General features: G+C 63.2%; 19 protein-coding genes. 14 read left to right on the top strand and 5 right to left on the bottom strand.

Annotation, left to right across the window (positions count from 1 at the left end; translation table 11 throughout):
• Positions 1–11 precede the first annotated feature (11 nt).
• The 7 genes from ftsE (at position 12) to WEB61_RS13070 (ending at position 7,283) form a co-directional block, all read left to right on the top strand.
• The gene (gene ftsE, locus WEB61_RS13100) at positions 12–671 is read left to right on the top strand and encodes a cell division ATP-binding protein FtsE (protein ID WP_368064806.1); all 660 of its coding nucleotides are present in this window, start codon (positions 12–14) and stop codon (positions 669–671) included.
• Entirely contained in the window at positions 664–1,623 is a 960-nt protein-coding gene (locus tag WEB61_RS13095) for a cell division protein FtsX (RefSeq protein WP_368064778.1), read from the top strand. The genes ftsE and WEB61_RS13095 overlap by 8 nt, the downstream gene beginning before the upstream one ends.
• Before the next feature lie 130 nt (positions 1,624–1,753).
• A complete protein-coding gene (locus WEB61_RS13090) occupies positions 1,754–2,389 on the top strand; it encodes a YdcF family protein (protein WP_368064777.1) in 636 nt (211 codons plus the stop codon).
• A gap of 29 nt (positions 2,390–2,418) precedes the next feature.
• On the top strand, positions 2,419–3,150 hold the full coding sequence (locus WEB61_RS13085) for a lysophospholipid acyltransferase family protein (protein ID WP_368064776.1): 732 nt from the start codon (positions 2,419–2,421) through the stop codon (positions 3,148–3,150).
• Positions 3,151–3,287: 137 nt separating this feature from the next.
• Entirely contained in the window at positions 3,288–5,621 is a 2,334-nt protein-coding gene (locus tag WEB61_RS13080) for an adenosylcobalamin-dependent ribonucleoside-diphosphate reductase (protein ID WP_368064775.1), read from the top strand.
• A 13-nt stretch (positions 5,622–5,634) separates the two neighbouring features.
• On the top strand, positions 5,635–6,072 hold the full coding sequence (locus tag WEB61_RS13075; protein ID WP_368064805.1) for a VOC family protein: 438 nt from the start codon (positions 5,635–5,637) through the stop codon (positions 6,070–6,072).
• The gene (locus tag WEB61_RS13070) at positions 6,072–7,283 is read left to right on the top strand and encodes a winged helix-turn-helix domain-containing protein (RefSeq protein ID WP_368064774.1); all 1,212 of its coding nucleotides are present in this window, start codon (positions 6,072–6,074) and stop codon (positions 7,281–7,283) included. The genes WEB61_RS13075 and WEB61_RS13070 overlap by 1 nt, the downstream gene beginning before the upstream one ends.
• Here WEB61_RS13070 and WEB61_RS13065 read toward each other — a convergent pair.
• On the bottom strand, positions 7,225–7,773 hold the full coding sequence (locus WEB61_RS13065) for a gamma-glutamylcyclotransferase (RefSeq protein ID WP_368064773.1): 549 nt from the start codon (positions 7,771–7,773) through the stop codon (positions 7,225–7,227). The two genes, WEB61_RS13070 and WEB61_RS13065, sit on opposite strands and share 59 nt — an antisense overlap.
• Positions 7,774–7,814: 41 nt before the next feature.
• Here WEB61_RS13065 and WEB61_RS13060 point away from each other — a divergent pair, with 41 nt between their 5' ends.
• Positions 7,815–8,912: a DUF2125 domain-containing protein gene (locus WEB61_RS13060; RefSeq protein ID WP_368064772.1), complete on the top strand. Its 1,098-nt coding sequence runs from the start codon at positions 7,815–7,817 to the stop codon at positions 8,910–8,912.
• Here WEB61_RS13060 and WEB61_RS13055 read toward each other — a convergent pair.
• Genes WEB61_RS13055 through pheA form a run of 3 tightly spaced genes read right to left on the bottom strand, consistent with a single transcriptional unit; the run spans position 8,906 to position 11,878 of the window.
• Entirely contained in the window at positions 8,906–9,868 is a 963-nt protein-coding gene (locus tag WEB61_RS13055; RefSeq protein WP_368064771.1) for a prephenate/arogenate dehydrogenase family protein, read from the bottom strand. The genes WEB61_RS13060 and WEB61_RS13055 overlap by 7 nt on opposite strands.
• Positions 9,865–10,971: a histidinol-phosphate transaminase gene (gene hisC, locus WEB61_RS13050; RefSeq protein ID WP_368064770.1), complete on the bottom strand. Its 1,107-nt coding sequence runs from the start codon at positions 10,969–10,971 to the stop codon at positions 9,865–9,867. Before hisC ends, WEB61_RS13055 begins: the two co-directional genes overlap by 4 nt.
• A gap of 7 nt (positions 10,972–10,978) precedes the next feature.
• On the bottom strand, positions 10,979–11,878 hold the full coding sequence (pheA, locus tag WEB61_RS13045; RefSeq protein ID WP_368064769.1) for a chorismate mutase: 900 nt from the start codon (positions 11,876–11,878) through the stop codon (positions 10,979–10,981).
• 197 nt (positions 11,879–12,075) lie between these two features.
• On the opposite strand from pheA, the gene WEB61_RS13040 reads away from it, so the two are divergent.
• Both WEB61_RS13040 and metW read left to right on the top strand, forming a co-directional pair.
• Positions 12,076–13,260 carry a homoserine O-acetyltransferase gene (locus WEB61_RS13040; protein ID WP_368064768.1) on the top strand — a complete coding sequence of 395 codons (1,185 nt, stop codon included), beginning with the start codon at positions 12,076–12,078 and terminating at the stop codon, positions 13,258–13,260.
• Entirely contained in the window at positions 13,257–13,895 is a 639-nt protein-coding gene (gene metW / locus WEB61_RS13035; RefSeq protein ID WP_368064767.1) for a methionine biosynthesis protein MetW, read from the top strand. The genes WEB61_RS13040 and metW overlap by 4 nt, the downstream gene beginning before the upstream one ends.
• On the opposite strand, the gene WEB61_RS13030 is transcribed toward metW, so the two are convergent.
• The gene (locus tag WEB61_RS13030; RefSeq protein ID WP_368064766.1) at positions 13,892–14,647 is read right to left on the bottom strand and encodes a class I SAM-dependent methyltransferase; all 756 of its coding nucleotides are present in this window, start codon (positions 14,645–14,647) and stop codon (positions 13,892–13,894) included. The genes metW and WEB61_RS13030 overlap by 4 nt on opposite strands.
• A gap of 160 nt (positions 14,648–14,807) precedes the next feature.
• On the opposite strand from WEB61_RS13030, the gene gloB reads away from it, so the two are divergent.
• The 4 genes from gloB (at position 14,808) to WEB61_RS13010 (ending at position 17,715) form a co-directional block, all read left to right on the top strand.
• Entirely contained in the window at positions 14,808–15,578 is a 771-nt protein-coding gene (gloB, locus tag WEB61_RS13025) for a hydroxyacylglutathione hydrolase (RefSeq protein WP_368064765.1), read from the top strand.
• Between the two features lie 22 nt (positions 15,579–15,600).
• The gene (locus WEB61_RS13020) at positions 15,601–16,020 is read left to right on the top strand and encodes a cupin domain-containing protein (RefSeq protein ID WP_368064804.1); all 420 of its coding nucleotides are present in this window, start codon (positions 15,601–15,603) and stop codon (positions 16,018–16,020) included.
• Between the two features lie 165 nt (positions 16,021–16,185).
• Positions 16,186–17,073 carry a polysaccharide deacetylase family protein gene (locus WEB61_RS13015; RefSeq protein ID WP_368064764.1) on the top strand — a complete coding sequence of 296 codons (888 nt, stop codon included), beginning with the start codon at positions 16,186–16,188 and terminating at the stop codon, positions 17,071–17,073.
• Positions 17,074–17,082: 9 nt separating this feature from the next.
• Positions 17,083–17,715: a DUF882 domain-containing protein gene (locus tag WEB61_RS13010; RefSeq protein WP_368064763.1), complete on the top strand. Its 633-nt coding sequence runs from the start codon at positions 17,083–17,085 to the stop codon at positions 17,713–17,715.
• Positions 17,716–17,744 lie beyond the last annotated feature (29 nt).

Genomic DNA, 17,744 nt, shown 5'->3' with positions numbered 1-17,744 from the left:
CCGTCGCATCCATGATTCGCTTTGAAAATGTGGGCATGCGCTACGGCATGGGGCCGGAAGTGCTGCGCGATGTGAGCTTTCACCTCGCGCCGGCATCCTTCCATTTTCTGACCGGCCCGTCGGGCGCCGGCAAGACGTCGCTCCTGAAACTGATGTTTCTGGCAACGAGACCTTCGCGCGGTCTGATCACGATGTTCGGCAAGGATGTCGCAACCCTGCCCCGCGCCGAGCTGCCGACATTGCGCCGCCGCATCGGCGTCGTCTTTCAGGAATTCCGCCTGCTCGACCATCTGACGACCTACGAGAATGTGGCACTACCGCTGAAAATTCAGGGCCGGACCGAGGAAGACTACCGGGCGGACGTCGAGGAGCTGCTGGCCTGGGTCGGCCTCGGCGACCGCCTGAGTGCAAAGCCGCCAACGCTTTCAGGCGGCGAAAAACAACGCGCCGCGATTGCCCGCGCCGTTGTCGCCCAGCCAGACTTATTGTTGGCCGACGAACCGACAGGTAACGTCGACCCCGAAATGGGCCAACGCCTGTTGCGTCTTTTCGTCGAGCTCAATCGCCTTGGCACCTCTGTACTGATTGCGACCCATGATCACGCGCTGGTGGAAGCGGCGGGTGCTCCGGAACTGGTCCTGCATAAGGGGGGGTTGACCATTCGTGGCTGACACATCCCGCCGTCCCGATCCTGCCCCGACCTTTCACAGTGAACCGCGCGGCGGCGGTGCCGCCCTTGCCGGCCTTCTCGTCGAAACCAGAAGCGTAATGCCGGCCGCCGGTGCGACCGGGCTTTCCCTGGTGCTGGTCATTGCAGCCATGTGTTTCCTGGCCAGCCTCGCACTCGGCGCGGCGCTCTCGGTGAACCATGTCGCCCGGGACTGGACGAGTGATCTGTCGGGTGCGCTCACTGTGCAGATCAAACCCTCGACCGCGACGACGCCCGAGGAGCAGATCGACGCGGTGATGATGCTGTTGGACAAAACGCCAGGCATTCTTTCGGCAAAAGTCCTGTCACGCTCCGACACCGAAGCAATGCTCGAACCGTGGCTCGGGGCGGGCAATGTTACGGAGGATTTGCCGCTGCCTCGATTGGTCGATATTCGCATTGATGCCGCCGCACCGCCCGATCTCGAGGCGCTGGCCACCGATATCGCCGCCGCGGCCCCCGGCACGACACTCGATACCCACCGCCAGTGGCGCACCGAGTTGCACCGGGCAGCGCGCGCCGCGACGTTGCTGGCTTACGGGATCCTCGTCGCCGTCGCCGCCACCACGATTGCGATCGTGACTTTCGCGACACGGGCCGGGCTCTCGGCAAATCGAGAAGTGGTGGAGGTGCTGCATCTGATCGGCGCCCGCGACAAATTCATTGCCGCGGAGGTACAACGGCACTTCCTTCATCTGGGTTTCCGGGGCGGCCTGATCGGCCTTGCGCTCTCGGTCGCGACCTTCCTGGCGCTGAATTTTACAGGCGGCGGCAGCGGGCTGTTCATGGTCCCCATATCGGGTCTTCAACCGGCACATTATCCGGTACTCGCAACCGTGCCCTTCGCTGCGGCAACGGTCGCCGTTATGACGGCCCGGATAACAGTCATGCGCAGTCTCGAGAGAATGCTCTGAGCCGTCGTTATGTGGGCGCCTGTCTCCGGCTTGCCATATCCTTGAGACCGTCCGGCTGTGCTAGACTTCAATCCGGTCGAAGCGCCGGCACAAGAGCCGGCCCCAAGGCAACGTGGCGCGATCGATGGAGATGAGCGCGAACATGAAGGCGGACGACACGCCGCGACAGGAGCCGGGCCGTCGCATCACCCGCATCGCCGCGGGTGTTGCTGCGTTGCTTGCCGTTGCCTATGTGGGCGGCTTCTTTCTCTTTACCGCCGAACTCCAGCGTACGCCGCCTGCCGAGGTGCCGGTTGCAGACGGCATCGTTGCGCTGACCGGCGGTCCCGATCGTATTACCGTCGCCTACCGGCTGCTCGACGAGGGCAAGGGCATGCGGCTGCTGATCACCGGCGTGCATCCCGACGTAACGCCTGTATCACTGAAAAACATCGTGCCGGGCGAGGCCGATAAATTCGATTGTTGCGTCGATCTCGGCCGCATGGCCGAGAACACGATCGGCAATGCCGCGGAGACCGCCGATTGGGTTCGCCGAAACGATTATCGCTCGGTAATTCTGGTTACCAGCACCTATCACCTGCCCCGCGCGCGGCTGGAACTGAATCGCGCCATGCCCGCTGTGGAAATCGTTTCCTATCCCGTCTTTCAGGACACGTTACATTTGGATGGCTGGTGGGCTTACCCTGGCACGACGCGGCTACTGGTTTCCGAATACACCAAATATCTGCTCACGCTGGTTTATCGTCAGTCCTCCATGCCGTCCTGAGCGGCTTCCCGCACAAAGGAATCCCGTCTTTGCTCTGGCTCCGTTCCGCCGCCTTCAATCTCTCTTTCTATGCGATGTCAGTCGTCGCCGTGATCGCCGTGACGCCCGCTCTTGTCATGCCGCGCCGTTTCACCCATGGCGCGATCCGCTGGTGGTCGCATGCAACGCTGTGGCTGCTGCGTATCCTAGCCGGCACAACTTACGAAGTGCGCGGAACGCTGCCGCAAGGTGCGACGCTTGTCGCCTCGAAGCACCAGTCTATGTGGGACACGATCGCGATGACCGCCCTGCTTGACCGTCCGGCGATGGTACTGAAGCGTGAACTGCTGTGGATCCCTTTCTATGGCTGGTACGCGCAGAAAGCCCGCATGATTGCCATCGACCGCGGCGCCGGTTCGCAAGCGATCCGCCGCCTGATCGCCCAAGGCAAGGCCGCACTGGCCGAAAAACGACCGATCGTGATCTTCCCGGAAGGCACGCGCAGCACGCCGGGCAGCAAGCTCGAATACAAACCGGGCGTCGCTGCGCTCTATCGCCAGCTCGACGTGCCTTGCGTGCCCGCGGCGGTGAATTCCGGCTTGTTCTGGGGCCGGCGCGGCTTCCTCCGGCACCCCGGCACCATTGTTATCGAGTTCCTGGAGCCGATTCCGGCCGGGCTTGACCGCAAGGCCTTCATGGAGACGCTCGAAACGCGCGTCGAGGCCGCCGCAACCCGCCTCCTTGCCGAAACCGGCACGGGAGAACGGTCTGTGGATAAATAGCCTGTGTGGCGGTCTGAAAGTGGGGAAAACCGGGGTTTAGCTTGATTTTCAATATCTTGTTTTACGCTGGCTTGTGGATAAATTATGTACAAAGCAGGAACATTGATTTGCGCCTGAGCCGCGCCTAGGCTGCCTCCATGAAAACCATTGCCGAACAAATCTGGGACATGAAATACCGTCTTCACAAGGAAGACGGCACGCCCGTCGACCTGACGGTCGCGGACACCTGGGCACGCGTTGCCGCCGCACTGGCCGAGGTCGAGGCACCAGACACGCGCGAAGCCTGGGCCGCCCGCTTCCGCGAGGCCATGGCCGGTTTCCGTTTCCTCCCGGCCGGCCGCATCCTTGCCGGCGCCGGCACCGGTCGCGATGTGACGCTGTTCAACTGCTTCGTGATGGGTGAAATCCCGGACACGATGGCCGGCATTTTCGAAAACCTGAAGGAAGCCGCGCTGACCATGCAGCAGGGCGGCGGCATCGGCTATGACTTCTCGACGCTACGCCCGAAAGGCGCCCCCGTTCTGGGCGTCGGCGCGGACGCGTCCGGGCCTCTTTCCTTCATGGATGTCTGGGACGCAATGTGCTGCACCATCATGTCGGCCGGTTCCCGGCGCGGCGCGATGATGGCGACGATGCGCTGCGACCACCCGGACATCGAGGCCTTCATCGATGCCAAGCGCGAGGCCGGACGCCTGACCATGTTCAACCTTTCGGTTCTGGTCAGCGATGCCTTCATGGCGGCGGTAAAGGCGGACACAGACTGGAACCTCGTCTTCGGCGGCACGGCTTACAAGACGCTGAAGGCGCGCGCGCTCTGGGACAAGATCATCGCCGCGACCTTTGCCTATGCCGAACCGGGCGTCATCTTCATCGACCGCATCAATGCGCGAAACAATCTCTATTACGCCGAGACGATCCACGCGACCAATCCCTGCGGCGAGCAGCCGCTGCCGCCCTACGGCGCCTGTCTGCTCGGTTCGATCAACCTTGCTACGCTGGTGAAGGAGCCCTTCACCGGTAAGGCTCGCATCGACGAGGCGGAACTCGCCGATCTCGTACATGTGGCCGTGCGTGCGATGGACAATGTGGTCGACGTGTCGCGTTTCCCACTGCCCGAACAGCGCCACGAGGCGCAGGCGAAGCGCCGCATCGGCCTCGGCGTGACGGGGCTCGCCGACGCGCTCATCATGTGCCGCGCGCGCTACGGCTCGGATGCGTCGCTGAAACTGATCCGCGCATGGATGAAAGCGCTGTCGCGCGCTGCCTATCTCTCATCGGTCGACATCGCGAAGGAAAAGGGTCCCTTCCCGCTCTTCGTCGCCGATGCCTATCTCGCGGGGGAGACCGTTTCGGCGCTCGACAAGGATGTGCGCGACGCCATCGCAAAACACGGCATCCGCAACGCACTCGTCACCTCGATTGCGCCGACCGGAACGATTTCTCTGTTCGCCGGCAACGTCTCATCCGGTATCGAACCCGTTTTCGCCTACAGCTACACACGCAAGGTACTGATGCCCGATGGCACGCGCCGGGAAGAACGTGTGCAGGACTACGCGGTCGAAAAGTTTCACGAAATTTTCGGCACCGAGAAGGCGCTGCCGGACTATTTCGTCAATGCGCAGGAACTCGCGCCGGCCGACCACATCGCCGTGCAGGCCGCCGTGCAGAACTATATCGACAGCTCGATCTCGAAGACGATCAACGTGCCCGCCGATATTTCCTTCGACGCGTTCAAGGATATCTACACGACCGCGTACGAAAAGGGCCTGAAAGGCTGCACGACCTATCGCCCGAGCGAGGTGCGCGGCTCGGTGCTCGCGCTCGATGAAGAACTCAAACCCGAGACGAAACAGGCCGCACAGCCGGCCTTGCCGCTAGCCGCCCCTGCCGCGCATGAAATCTACGAGAAGGATGGCGTCGTCTATATGTCGAAGCCGCTGGAACGCGAAGCGGTATTGCCGGGCTTCACCTACAAGCTGCAATGGCCGGAGTCGGACCATGCGATCTACATCACCATCAACGACATATTGCAGGACGGACGCAGACGGCCTTTCGAGATTTTCATCAACTCGAAGAACATGGAGCATTACGCCTGGACGGTGGCGCTGACGCGCATGATTTCGGCCGTCTTCCGCCGTGGCGGCGACGTAACCTTTGTGGTCGAGGAATTGAAAGCCGTGTTCGACCCGCGCGGCGGCTCATGGATGAAAGGCCGCTACGTGCCGAGCCTGCTCGCCGCCATCGGCGAAGTGATCGAGCAGCACATGATCGACACCGGCTTCATTGCGGCAAAGGACGGCCGTCCGGTGACGGAAGCCCTGCGCGCAGTGGCTGGTGAGCGCCTCCCGAGCGAGGGCGGCGATCCGACGGTAACCCGGCTCAAGGGCTGCCCGCGCTGCGGCGAACGCGGCATGGTACGTCAGGAAGGGTGCGAAACGTGCACTTCCTGCGGCTTCTCGAAATGCAGCTGAGACATCAGTGACGATGCGCGGCTTCATTCATCATATCGATTTGACGGTGAAGGATCCTTGGGCCTCGGCGTGGTTCTACGACGCCGTGCTCGGCTACATGGGCTATCGCCGATTGCGCGAGGACGAACGCGGCTTCGACTGGGAACACACCGCATCGCCCGACCGGCTGCCGAGCATCGGTATTTTCAAGGCCGAAGGCCCGAACGCGGACCGCATGCATGATCGCTATTCGCCGGGTTTGCATCACATCGCCTGGATTGCCGAAAGCCGTGATGATGTCGACCGGCTTCATGCGTTGCTGATCGAAATCGGCGCAACCGTTCTCGATCCGCCCGCCGACTATCCCGAATATGGAGACGGCTACTACGCGGTGATGTTCGCCGATCCCGACGGGTTGAAGCTGGAACTCGTCTACGAACCGCGCGACAATCCCGGCCTTTCGCATATCTGATGCCGGCGCCGCTCCCCATCTCCAACGCAGATGCGCGGCGCCTCTTCCTCGAGCGCCACGCGCTGAGCACGGCGGCGGCTTCCGAATTTTGCGCCGACCGCACGCTCGCTCTGGTGAAGCATCTGGGCTTCGTACAACTCGATTCGATCAACACGGTCGAGCGCGCCCATCATCTGATCCTCTTTTCGCGCGCGCCCGGATACAGCCGCGACCACCTCGCCGATCTTCATCACGAACGCCGCGATCTTTTCGAGCACTGGACGCATGACGCTTCACTGATCCCGATGGATTTCTACCCGCACTGGCGTCACCGCTTTCTGGCCGCGAAGGCGAGGCTCGAGGCCAATCCGCGCTGGCGCGAACGCATCGGTCCCGACGGCGCAAAAGTCATTCGCAAGGTGCGCGCCCGCATTCGCCGCGACGGCCCCGTGATGGCGCGCGACTTCGAGGACAAGGGAAAGGGTTCATGGTGGGGCTGGGGTCCTTCCAAGACCGCGCTCGAAACGCTCTGGCGCACCGGCGAGCTTGCCATTGCGCGGCGCGACGGCTTCGAGAAAGTCTACGACCTTGCCGAGCGGGTGATCCCGGACGACGCGCGCCGGGAGCGGCCGAGCCTCGCGGCATCCACTGATTTTCTCTGCCGCGAGGCCCTTGCCCGCCTCGGCTTCGCGACACCGCAGGAGATTGCGGCCTTCTGGAAACTGGTGCCGATAGAGCGTGCAAAGGAATGGACCGCCAAGGCGCTGAAGCGCGGCGACCTTGTCGAAGTAAGCGTCGAGGATACGGCCGGCGAACGGCGAAAGGCCGTCGCCCCGCCTGACATCGAGGCACATATCGCCGGCGCGCCCAAGCCGCCGTCGACAATGCGCTTTCTTTCGCCCTTCGATCCGGCGATCCGCGACCGCCCGCGTGCGGTGCGCCTGTTCGGCTTCGATTATCGCATCGAGGTGTTCGTGCCGGAGAAGAAACGCCGCTACGGCTATTATGTGTTGCCGTTGCTCGAGGGCGACCGCTTCATCGGCCGCGCCGATGTAAAGGCGCATCGAGCCGACGGCAGACTTGAGGTCAAGGGATTCTGGAGTGAGCCCGGCATCAAACTGACGAAGGCCCGTGAAGCCGGCATCCGCCGCGCCCTGGCGGAGCTTGCCGGTTTCACCGGGACACCGGAGGTCGACGCAGATGCTGCTCTACGGCGTGCCAAAGCCGGCTGAGATTTTCATCGGGCACGCCTGCCTCATCCAGATGGCGCACCGTGCCTTCCAGATAATCGGGGTTCCTTCCCGAACGCCCCTCACCCTCGGCGATCAGCCGCACCTGCTCCTCGAACGGCAGCCGTCCCGCATATTGCGCATGGGCGCGGTCGACGATGAAGCAAAGTGCCTCGACCTTGCGGCCTTTGCCCGCAAGCTCCACCGGCTTCATCGCATCCTTGTAGACAAGCGTCACCTGCTCGCGCGCCTGCAGATAGCGCCGGGTTTCATCGGCGCGGGCCGCCGCAACGCGAAAGGCGACACCTCGGCAAGCGCCACCGGCGTCGAGCCCGAACACGAGGCCGGGCTTTTCGGGCGTGCCGCGATGAACATGGCTATAGACGCAAAAGGCCCGGTGATAGCCGCGCAGCAACGCTGGATACCGCTCTTCATGCTCGAAGCCCGGCCGCCACATCAGCGACCCGTATCCAAAGACCCACAAATCCTGCATGCTGGCGGCACTCCATCGCGCAGCCACACTCTAAAAGTAAGATGACAGAACCGACAACCGACATGGGCCCGCCCCGGCCCCGCCGCTGGCACATTTTTGCGCCGACGATCGCCATCGTCGTACTCGTCGCAATCTATGCGATCTACTGGCTCTCCGTCTCGCGCGAGATACACGCCGCGCTGGAGCGTTTCGAGACCAGTCCCGAGCGCGGCCTCGTCGTCGGCTGGCGGGAATTGTCGATGGGTGGTTTCCCCTACCGCATCGAAGCACGCTTCGCCGCGCCGGAAGCCGGCGCCCCCTCGACGCCGGAAGCATGGGCGTGGAAGGGCGAGGCGGCGGAGATCGCGCTTCTCCCGCATAATCTGCGTCACATTATCGTCAACCTCCGCGGCGCGCAGGAGCTTCGCTATCGCGACCTCTCGGCAGCGCGACCTGCCGAAAATACGCTGCGCGCATCGATGAAAGGAGCGTGGGGCAGCTATGTCGACGTGGCCGACGCGCCCTTCGGCCGCCTCGCGATCGACATCGAGAATATCGAGGCACACCACAAAAGGGGCGCCGACGGCCTGAACGACCGCCTGGATGCCGCACGCCTGCAACTTCATATGCGGCCGGCGCCAAAGGAGACGATCGCCGGAAGCACCTCCAACTATGACATCGCCGTACAGGGCGACGATATCGTACTTCGGCTTTCGCAGCGGGTCCCGGTTCTTGGTCCCGATATCCGGAAGATCGTCGCGCAAGCCCGCGCCCGCGGCCTGCCGCGCGTCGAGCGGTTGAGTGCGGTCGAGCTGCTTGATCGCTGGCGCGCCGACGGTGGAACGTTGGCAATCTCCGACATGATCGTCCAATGGGGCGCGCTCGACATGACCGCGCATGGCGAAGTGACGCTTGACGCCGACAACCGTCTGCAGGGACGTTTGGATACCGAAATCGCCGATTTCGAAGGCTTGCTGGACGCAATGGTGCGGGACGGGCTGGTGCGCGAACGTGACGCACGAATCGCGCTGGCAGGCCTCGTTCTTGTTTCGCAGCTCCAGGGAAGCGAACCGGGGCGTGTCCGCGTGCCGGTCAGCATGACCGAGGGCCGTCTCTATCTCGGGCCGCTCGCCATAGCACAGCTGTCGCCGCTCTACTGACCATCCTCTTCGCCGGACTTCACCTGGACCGGGGCATGGGTCGGGTTGCGGCCGAAATTCGGCATCGGCGAGTCCTGACCCGCATCGATGATTGACCGGCGAATGGCGCGGGTGCGCGTGAAAAGATCGAACAGGACATCGCCATCGCCCCAGCGGATTGCCCGCTGCAATGCCGTCAAATCCTCGGAGAAACGCGCCAGCATCTCGAGAATCGGCTCTTTGTTGTTGAGGCAGACATCGCGCCACATGGTGGGATCGGAAGCGGCGAGGCGCGTGAAGTCGCGAAAGCCGGAGGCCGAGTACTTGATCACTTCAGACTGGGTCACCGTTTCGAGATCACTCGCTGTGCCGACGATATTGTAGGCAATGATGTGCGGCAGATGGCTCACGATCGCGAGAACGAGATCGTGATGCCTCGGCTCCATTACATCGACATTCGACCCGCAGGCCGTCCAGAAGGCGCTGAGCTTTTCGAGCGCTTGCGCCTCCGTGCCCGGTACGGGCGTCAGAATGCACCAGCGGCCATCGAAAAGTTCGGCAAAGCCGGCATCGGGGCCCGACTCCTCTGTGCCCGCAATCGGGTGACCTGGGATGAAGTGAACGCCGTCAGGGATATGCGGCCCAACATCGCGCACGACCGCGACCTTGACCGAGCCGACATCAGTGACGATGGCACCTTTCTTGAGCGCGGGCTCGATCTGGCCGGCAACATCGGCTAGAGCACCGACGGGGGTGCAGATGACGACAAGATCGGCATCCGCGGCAGCCGCCGTCGCTGTTTCATGCACGCTGTCGATAAAGCCGATCTCAAGCGCGCGTTTCCGGGTCGCGTCAGAGCGCGCATAGCCCGCGATATGACCGGCGATGCCGTCTCGCTTCATCGCATGGCCGAGCGAACCGCCGATGAGACCCAGCCCGATCAGCGCCACCCGGTCGAAGAGCTTGCCGCCACTCATGCAGCATCTCCCTTTTGACTCATGAAATCGGCAAGCGCGGCGACGACGAGCCTGTTTGCCTCCTCAATACCCACTGAGAGGCGCAGATGGTTCGGCAGGCCATAGGACACCATCTGGCGCAGAATGAGACCGCGCTGCATCAGAAAGACATCGGCATCGCCGGCGCGGCGGCCCGGTTCATCTGGAAAGCCGATCAGCAGAAAATTCGCAACGCTTGGCGCCACGTCGAGCCCAAGCTTCGCAATTTCTTCCGTCAGCCAGGCGAGCCATTTGTCGTTATATGCGCGTGCCATGTCGACATGCGCGGTGTCGCGCATCGCCGCGACGCCCGCGTTCATGGCCGGAACCGACACATTGAACGGCCCGCGGATGCGATTGATCACGTCGGCAACATGCGCAGGCGCATACATCCAGCCGAGCCGCAGCGCCGCCAGTCCGTATATCTTCGAGAAAGTGCGCGTCATCACGACATTCTCCGATGTCGCGACAAGCTCGATCCCTGCCTCATAGTCGTTGCGGCTCACATATTCGCTATAGGCCGCATCGACGACGAGGAGAATATCGGGCCGCAGACCGGCATGGAGACGGCGCATCTCGTCGGCCGGCAGGTAGCTGCCGGTCGGGTTGTTGGGATTGGCGAGAAAGATCATCTTCGTCTTCGGCGTAATCGCGGAGAGAATCGCATCGACATCGGTGCGGAGGTCTTTCTCCTTCACCTGGATGCAGGCCGCACCGGCCGCCTTGGTAATGATCGGATAGACGAGAAATCCATGCTCGGTCGCAATCGCCGCGTCGCCCTCACCGAGATAGGCCTGCGCCAGAAGATGCAGCAGTTCGTCGGAACCGGCGCCGCATACGATCCGCTCCGCATTGAGGCCGTAACGCGCGGCAATCGCGGCACGCAATTCGTCGGCACCGCCATCCGGATAAAGCGCCATGCTCTCGGCGGCGGAGAGAAAGGCCTCGCGCGCGCGCGGGCTCGGGCCGAGCGGCGTCTCGTTGGCCGACAGCTTGAAAACCTTGCCGGTGCCGCCCGCGCTAGCGCGGCCGCCGACATAAGGTTCGATATCGAGAATGCCCTTCTGGGGCGTCGGGCGTGTCATGATCGCCTCACTCGCCATCCGTTTCGCGGCGCAACGGACTGGCATAGCCTCCGATGACCCGCGCCTCGGCAACCCCGCCGTCGGACAATACGGCAAGCCGCGGATCGTCTTCGCCGACGAATCCGCTTACCGCGAGAAGATTGGCATATGTCGCAGCGCCGTCGGCAATCCGCGCCTGGCCGATGCGCACGCCGTCGAGGCCCGCGGCCTTTGCCAGCGCCACGGCGCGTGCCTCGCTGATGCTCTCGCTCGTCAGCAGCGCCAGCAGGCTGGTGTCGTCGCCCGTCGCCTCGAAATCCGCTTGCGCCACCACATAGGCGCGCAATTCATCTTCGTCACGCACCACCTCGATGAATGGCAGACGGGCGACGACACGCAAGCCGAGATGGCCGTTGGCTGCCAGCGACGTCCACCAGTCACCGCCTGGATATCCGCCGGGCTCCGGCAGAATACCGACCGCCGAACGATCGTTTCCCAGCCGCCGCAACATGTCGCGCGCCGTCTCGTGCAACTCCATAGGCGTCGACGAGCCGTAATAGCTTCGCGCCAGATCCCAGTTGCCGAGCGCATTGCCGCCCTCGCCGCCGAAAACCTCGACCCGGAACGGACCCTGAATGCGCGTCATGGCAGCGATAATCTCGCGCCAGAGCCGGAAGACGACACGCAACGGCAGGTCGCCCCGGTGCCGCGCCGCCAGGCGACGCAAAACCTCCGCCTCGCGACCGGGCCGGAACGCGATAAAACTGCCCTCTCCGGCGGCACTCGCCTCGCGCGCCTTGGCCTCCGCAACCTCGACGACAAGCTCGGTCCGCTTCATCAGCAGATCGTGAATGGCGTCATCGATCGCATCGATCTCCTTGCGGACATCGGTGAGCGCTTTCTCAGGGCTGGTCGTCTCGGTCGTCATGTGCGTCTCTTGGCGGGGAACCCCCCTCGCGGCGGGCCCCTCTCCCCGGTCCGCAAGAGCGGTATTCATACGAGCCCGACCCGCTAAAATCAAAGAAAACATTGACATTTTGGGGGGTGCATCCCTAGCTATGCACCCTCGCCCGAAGGGGGTCCGGAGCGGCTTTCAGGGGGCAAAAAGGCCGGCGCAGGGGCGCAATGAACACGATCGACAGGACTGGGGACGAGCGGCGTCCGGACGACAACGGCAGGGTCGGAGCGCAAAGCGCCACGGCGACTTTCGGCGCCGACAAGCCGCTCGCCCTCGATTCCGGCGTCAGCCTCAGTCCGTTTACCATCGCCTACGAGACCTACGGCACGCTGAACGCCGACAAGTCGAATGTGGTGCTGATCTGCCACGCGTTGACGCTCGACCAATATGCTGCAAGCGCGCATCCGATCACCGGCAAGGCCGGCTGGTGGCCGCACATGGTCGGACCGGGCCTGCCCATCGACACCGACCGCTTTTTCGTGATTTGCCCGAATGTCGTGGGCGGCTGCATGGGCACGACCGGACCGCGGGATATCGACCCCGCAACCGGCCAACCCTATGGCTTGAACTTTCCGGTTATCACCATCGGCGACATGGTGCGGGCCCAGGCGATGTTGCTCGACAAGCTTGGCATCGGCGACCTTTTTTGCGTCATCGGCGGCTCGATGGGCGGGATGCAGGTGCTGCAATGGGCGGCTGCCTATCCCGATCGTGTCTTCTCCGCGATCCCGATTGCGACGGCCGCCCGCCACTCCGCGCAGAACATCGCCTTTCACGAGGTCGGCCGCCAGGCGATCATGGCCGATCCGGAATGGAAGCAGGGCGCCTATTTGATCGAGGGGACGAGCCCTGCCAAGGGGCTCGCGGTTGCACGCATGGCCGCGCACATCACCTATCTGTCGGAAACGGCGTTGCATCGCAAATTCGGTCGCAACCTCCAGGACCGCGAAGCCGTCACCTACGGTTTCGACGCGGACTTTCAGATTGAATCCTATCTGCGCCATCAAGGATCGACTTTCGTCGATCGTTTCGACGCCAACTCCTACCTCTATCTCACGCGCGCGATGGATTATTTCGATCTCGCCGATGATTTCGGTGGCGTTCTGGCCAACGCATTTCGAGGCACCAAGGCCCGCTTTTGCGTCGTCTCCTTCACCAGCGACTGGCTGTTTCCGACATCGGACAGCCGGCAGACCGTGCATGCACTCAATGCGATTGCGGCCAATGTGAGCTTCGTCGAGATCAGAACCGACAAGGGTCACGATGCCTTCCTGCTGGACGAACCCGAAATGTTTGCGACATTGCGCGGCTTTATCGATAGCGCTGCGCGGACACGAGGGCTCGGCGCATGAGCCAGGGCAACGGTTACTCGACGGGCCGCATCGACCTCGATCTGATCGCCCAGATGATCGCGCCGGGCAGCCGTGTGCTCGACGTCGGCTGCGGCGATGGCGAACTGCTGGAGTTGCTTACGCGCCAGAAGAACGTCGACGGGCGCGGTGTCGAACTGAGCCAGGAGGGCGTGAATGCCTGCGTGGCCCGCGGCCTTTCGGTCGTGCAGGGCGACGCCGATACCGACCTTGCCGACTATCCGGACGACGCTTTCGACTACGTGATTCTGAGCCAGACCATTCAGGCGACCCGAAATCCGAAGGAAGTGCTGCGCGCGATGAAGCGCATCGGACGACATGTGATCGTTTCCTTCCCGAATTTCGGGCACTGGCGTGTTCGGTTGCAGCTTCTCGTCAGCGGCCGGATGCCCGAGACGCCGTCACTGGGTCACTCCTGGTACGACACGCCGAACATCCATCTCTGCACCCTGCTCGACTTCACCGGGCTCTGCGACGATCTGGGTTTGAGCATCGAAGATGTCGTGATTGTGACCGGCGAGACGACACGCCGGCTGTCACGGCCCGGCGCCATCGCCAATTTGCTGGCCGGAGATGCGGTTTTTCTGCTCTCACGCCACGACAAGCGGGCGTTCTAACTCTCGTCGAATGAACTGGCCGGCCGGGCGGGCGCCGGAAGCGGCGCGAGGGCGCGGACGCGCTGCGCAACATTTTTTGCGGCCGGCAAGGGCGTCGCCGCATAAATCTGTTTCGTTGCCTCGACCAGTATGACGCCGGAGAAACGCGGCCAAAGCACATGCCCGACACGCTCCCAGGCGCTCGCCGAGCGCAGCAGCGGTCGCCAGTCGAAAGGCGGGGCAAACAGGGCAACCTCCCACGCGGACGGGCTGAACATCGACTCACGCAGAAGCTGGGTCAGCTGACCGCGCGAAAAGGGCTGGCCATGACCGAACGGCGTCGCCTCGCGTCGCGCCCACAACCCGCGCCTGTTCGGCGCGACGATCAGCAAACGCCCTCCCGGCGCCAATACGCGCCAGATCTGCCGCAGCATGACGCGCATCGACTCGCTGGCTTCAAGCCCGTGAACAACGAGCACACGGTCCATGCTTTCGTCAGCCAATGGCAATTCATGCTCGTCTACGAGCCCTGCGAGGCACTTGCCCACGGAAGGCCAGTGCAGAACACCCTGCCGCGCCGGCATCAGGCCCACAACCCGCTGTGCCTTGCCGATGAACATGCCCAGATAGGGTGTCGCGAAGCCGAGACCCATCACATTGAGGCCGCGCAGATCGGGCCAGGTCGCCTCGATACGGCGGCTGATGTGACGCCGCGCGACCCGGCCGAGCGGCCGTCCGTAGAAGTCGCGGAGATCGATCACATCCATCGGCATGGATCGGAGCTTATCAGATTCTCCGCGCCGGCGGCGACGGGTTCACCTCGCCCCCGGATCGCACTAGGTTAGTCTCAAAGGCAAATCGAGCGGTGCATGCGGCACGCGCAATCATGGCAAGCATCCCGAAAACCTTGAAAAACAGCGAGACGGAGGCGAGATGAGCGGACTTCGGATTCACCAGTTCCCCTGTTTGAACGACAATTACGGCTATCTGGTGCATGAACCGTCGACGGGCGCCACCGCAACGATCGACACGCCCGAGGTCGGACCGATCCTGCAGGCGCTGGCCGACAGGGGCTGGAAGCTGACCCATATCCTCAACACCCATCACCATTTCGACCATGCCGGCGGCAACGCGGCGCTGAAGAAGGAAACGGGTTGCATGGTAATCGGCCCGAGGGGCGAGAAGGATTTGATCCCCGGCATCGACCGCGCCGTTGGTGAAGGCGACATCGTGGAACTCGGCGCCGCGCGCGCCCGCGTCATCGAAGTCCCGGGCCACACGCGGGGCCATATCGCCTACAGCTTTGCCGACGACAAGGTGGCTTTTGTCGGCGACACGCTTTTCGCGCTCGGATGCGGGCGTCTGTTCGAGGGAACGCCGCAGCAGATGTGGACATCCCTCAACAAGTTGATGGCGCTCCCCGACGACACCACAGTCTATTGTGCGCATGAATATACGCAGTCGAATGCGCGCTTTGCCCTCAGTGTCGAACCGCAGAATGCCGCTCTCGTTGCCCGCGCGAAGGAAATCGATGCAAAGCGCGCCCGCGGCGAATGGACGGTGCCGACCACCATCGGTCTCGAAAAGGCAACCAACCCCTTCCTGCGCGCGGCAAGCCCGGATCTCCGCGTAACCATCGGCCTGGAAAAGGCATCAGATGTGGACGTCTTTGCGGAGACGCGCAAGCGCAAGGACAACTTCTGAGATGAATAACTCGAACACGGTATTGACGGCGGATGAGATCGTCGCACTGTTGAAACTCGCGCCGCACCCCGAAGGCGGTCATTTCGCCGAGACCTTCCGCGACGCTGCGGGAGATGACCGCGCGCACTCGACGGCCATTTACTACCTCCTGAAGGCGGGCGAGCGCTCACATTGGCACCGCGTGGACGCCACTGAAATCTGGCATTGGTATGCCGGCGGCCCGCTGTCGCTTTCGACAAGCCACGATGGCAGGGCCTCCGAAACGCGGCTTCTCGGGCCCGACTTGGCCGCTGGCCAGCATCCGCAACTCGTGGTGCCGAAGGGTCATTGGCAGGCAGCCGAACCGCAAGGCGATTTCACGCTGGTCGGCTGCACGGTGGCGCCCGGCTTCGAGTTTTCAGGCTTCGAAATGGCGCAGCCGGGCTGGAGCCCGCGCCGCTAGAGCATTTTCCGGTCAACCGGCAATCCACTTGACCGGAAAATGCGACAAACAAAGAAATCTGGCGCCAATCGCTTTTACCCGGCCTGTGGCGCGTTTGCGCTGGCCCGCCGCTCGCGCCACGCTAGAATTTGCCGGAGCTTGGTGACGGCACGACGGGGCATCAGCGTGAGATGTATTCCAACATGGGCGGCCATCGGCGCGGCATTGCTGTTTGCGGCATCCAATGCGTCCGCGAGCAACGGCGCCTGCCGCACCGACCTTGCGGGCCCGGCGACGAGCCGCATCGTAACGGTGCCGACAACGGACGGCCCGACCTATGGCAACATGCAGTATCCGAAGACCGTCCCGTTGGGCCCGAAAGAAGTAGCATTGACCTTCGATGACGGACCGGACCCTGAAACGACGCGCCGCGTGCTCGATATTCTGGATCATCACTGCATCAAGGCGACATTCTTCATGGTCGGCTACTATGCCGAGAAGCATCCGGAGATCGTACGTGAAGTTGCCGCGCGCGGTCATATCATCGGCGCGCATACCTGGCTCCACCCGAACAGCCTGCGCCGCTACTCGCTTGGCCAGGCGCAACGCGAAATACGTCGTGGCTTCGAGGCCGTCGAGGCGGCGCTGGCGAGTGCACCGGCCGAGGATCGCAAACGCCTCGCGCCCTTTTTCCGTTTCCCGGGCCTCAACGACAGTTCGGCACTCATCCGCTGGCTCGGCGAACGGCATGTGGCGACATTCTCCTGCGAGTTCGGCGCCGACGACTGGAAACCGATAGGATCGGCGGAGGTTCGGCGGCGTGCAATCCGCAATATCGCCTCGGTCGGGCGGGGCATCCTGATCCTGCATGACACCAAACCGCGTACCGCCGACATGCTTTCATCCTTTATCACCACAATGCGCGACCAGGGCTACAGCTTTGTCCAGCTTGCACCGGAAGCGGAGAGCCGCAAGCACGCCGCCACGGCACCCGGCGCGCTGATTGGCGCCGTCGAGCCGATCGCCGTCGCCGATATGGAACCGGTGCTTGAGCCAAATGCGACACTTCGTTAGGTTTTTACGATGATGGAAAAGGTTTTGTCGCAAGGGATAACGCGCCGGACGGCGCTGATGCTGGCGGCGGGCGCCGGGGCGCTTCTGGCAGCGCCCTCATTGATCCGGGCCGACGCCCCCTACAAGCGGGCGCTCAACCTGCAAAGCCTCAACTCCGGCGAAAGACTCAACATCGTCTATTGGGCGGATGGCGACTATCTGCCGGATGCAATCAAGCGCGTCGACTGGTTCATGCGCGACCTGCGTGAAAACAAGACGGCGCCGACCGATCCGCGCCTGCTCGATCTGCTCCACGACATCAACGCCAACACACGGTCGAAAAATCCGATCTACATCATGTCCGGCTACCGCACCGAGCGAACCAATGCATGGCTCGATGCACGCGGCAACGGCGTCGATCCGGGCAGCTTTCATATGCGCGGCATGGCGATCGATATCACGCAGGATTTTCATGACCCGGAAGAAGTCTACCGCGTGGCCAAAAAACTCGGTCGCGGCGGCACCGGCTTCTACCCGACGAAAACACCTTATGCGCATGTCGATGTGGGACCCGTCGACGCCTGGGTCTATCCGACGCCGGGCCGGCCGGGCCGCGACGACGAATACGACGCGCTGATGGCGGCGGAAACGCAAGAGAGCTGAACGAGCCGCTCTGCCCATCTTGCCCCTTC

This window comes from Parvibaculum sp. (assembly GCF_040882025.1).
Classification (GTDB): domain Bacteria; phylum Pseudomonadota; class Alphaproteobacteria; order Parvibaculales; family Parvibaculaceae; genus Parvibaculum.
The sequence above is the reverse complement of the archived record's forward strand: the minus strand, read 5'-3'. Positions and strand labels throughout refer to the sequence as shown.

Excerpts from the sequence above, each read along its gene's own strand:
- ftsE (WP_368064806.1), top strand. The coding sequence starts at position 12 with ATGATTCGCTTTGAAAATGTGGGCATGCGCTACGGCATGGGGCCGGAA.
- WEB61_RS13090 (WP_368064777.1), top strand. The coding sequence starts at position 1,754 with ATGAGCGCGAACATGAAGGCGGACGACACGCCGCGACAGGAGCCGGGC.
- WEB61_RS13080 (WP_368064775.1), top strand. The coding sequence starts at position 3,288 with ATGAAAACCATTGCCGAACAAATCTGGGACATGAAATACCGTCTTCAC.
- WEB61_RS13075 (WP_368064805.1), top strand. The coding sequence starts at position 5,635 with ATGCGCGGCTTCATTCATCATATCGATTTGACGGTGAAGGATCCTTGG.
- WEB61_RS13070 (WP_368064774.1), top strand. The coding sequence starts at position 6,072 with ATGCCGGCGCCGCTCCCCATCTCCAACGCAGATGCGCGGCGCCTCTTC.
- WEB61_RS13065 (WP_368064773.1), bottom strand. The coding sequence starts at position 7,773 with ATGCAGGATTTGTGGGTCTTTGGATACGGGTCGCTGATGTGGCGGCCG.
- WEB61_RS13060 (WP_368064772.1), top strand. The coding sequence starts at position 7,815 with ATGACAGAACCGACAACCGACATGGGCCCGCCCCGGCCCCGCCGCTGG.
- WEB61_RS13055 (WP_368064771.1), bottom strand. The coding sequence starts at position 9,868 with ATGAGTGGCGGCAAGCTCTTCGACCGGGTGGCGCTGATCGGGCTGGGT.
- hisC (WP_368064770.1), bottom strand. The coding sequence starts at position 10,971 with ATGACACGCCCGACGCCCCAGAAGGGCATTCTCGATATCGAACCTTAT.
- pheA (WP_368064769.1), bottom strand. The coding sequence starts at position 11,878 with ATGACGACCGAGACGACCAGCCCTGAGAAAGCGCTCACCGATGTCCGC.
- WEB61_RS13040 (WP_368064768.1), top strand. The coding sequence starts at position 12,076 with ATGAACACGATCGACAGGACTGGGGACGAGCGGCGTCCGGACGACAAC.
- metW (WP_368064767.1), top strand. The coding sequence starts at position 13,257 with ATGAGCCAGGGCAACGGTTACTCGACGGGCCGCATCGACCTCGATCTG.
- WEB61_RS13030 (WP_368064766.1), bottom strand. The coding sequence starts at position 14,647 with ATGCCGATGGATGTGATCGATCTCCGCGACTTCTACGGACGGCCGCTC.
- gloB (WP_368064765.1), top strand. The coding sequence starts at position 14,808 with ATGAGCGGACTTCGGATTCACCAGTTCCCCTGTTTGAACGACAATTAC.
- WEB61_RS13010 (WP_368064763.1), top strand. The coding sequence starts at position 17,083 with ATGATGGAAAAGGTTTTGTCGCAAGGGATAACGCGCCGGACGGCGCTG.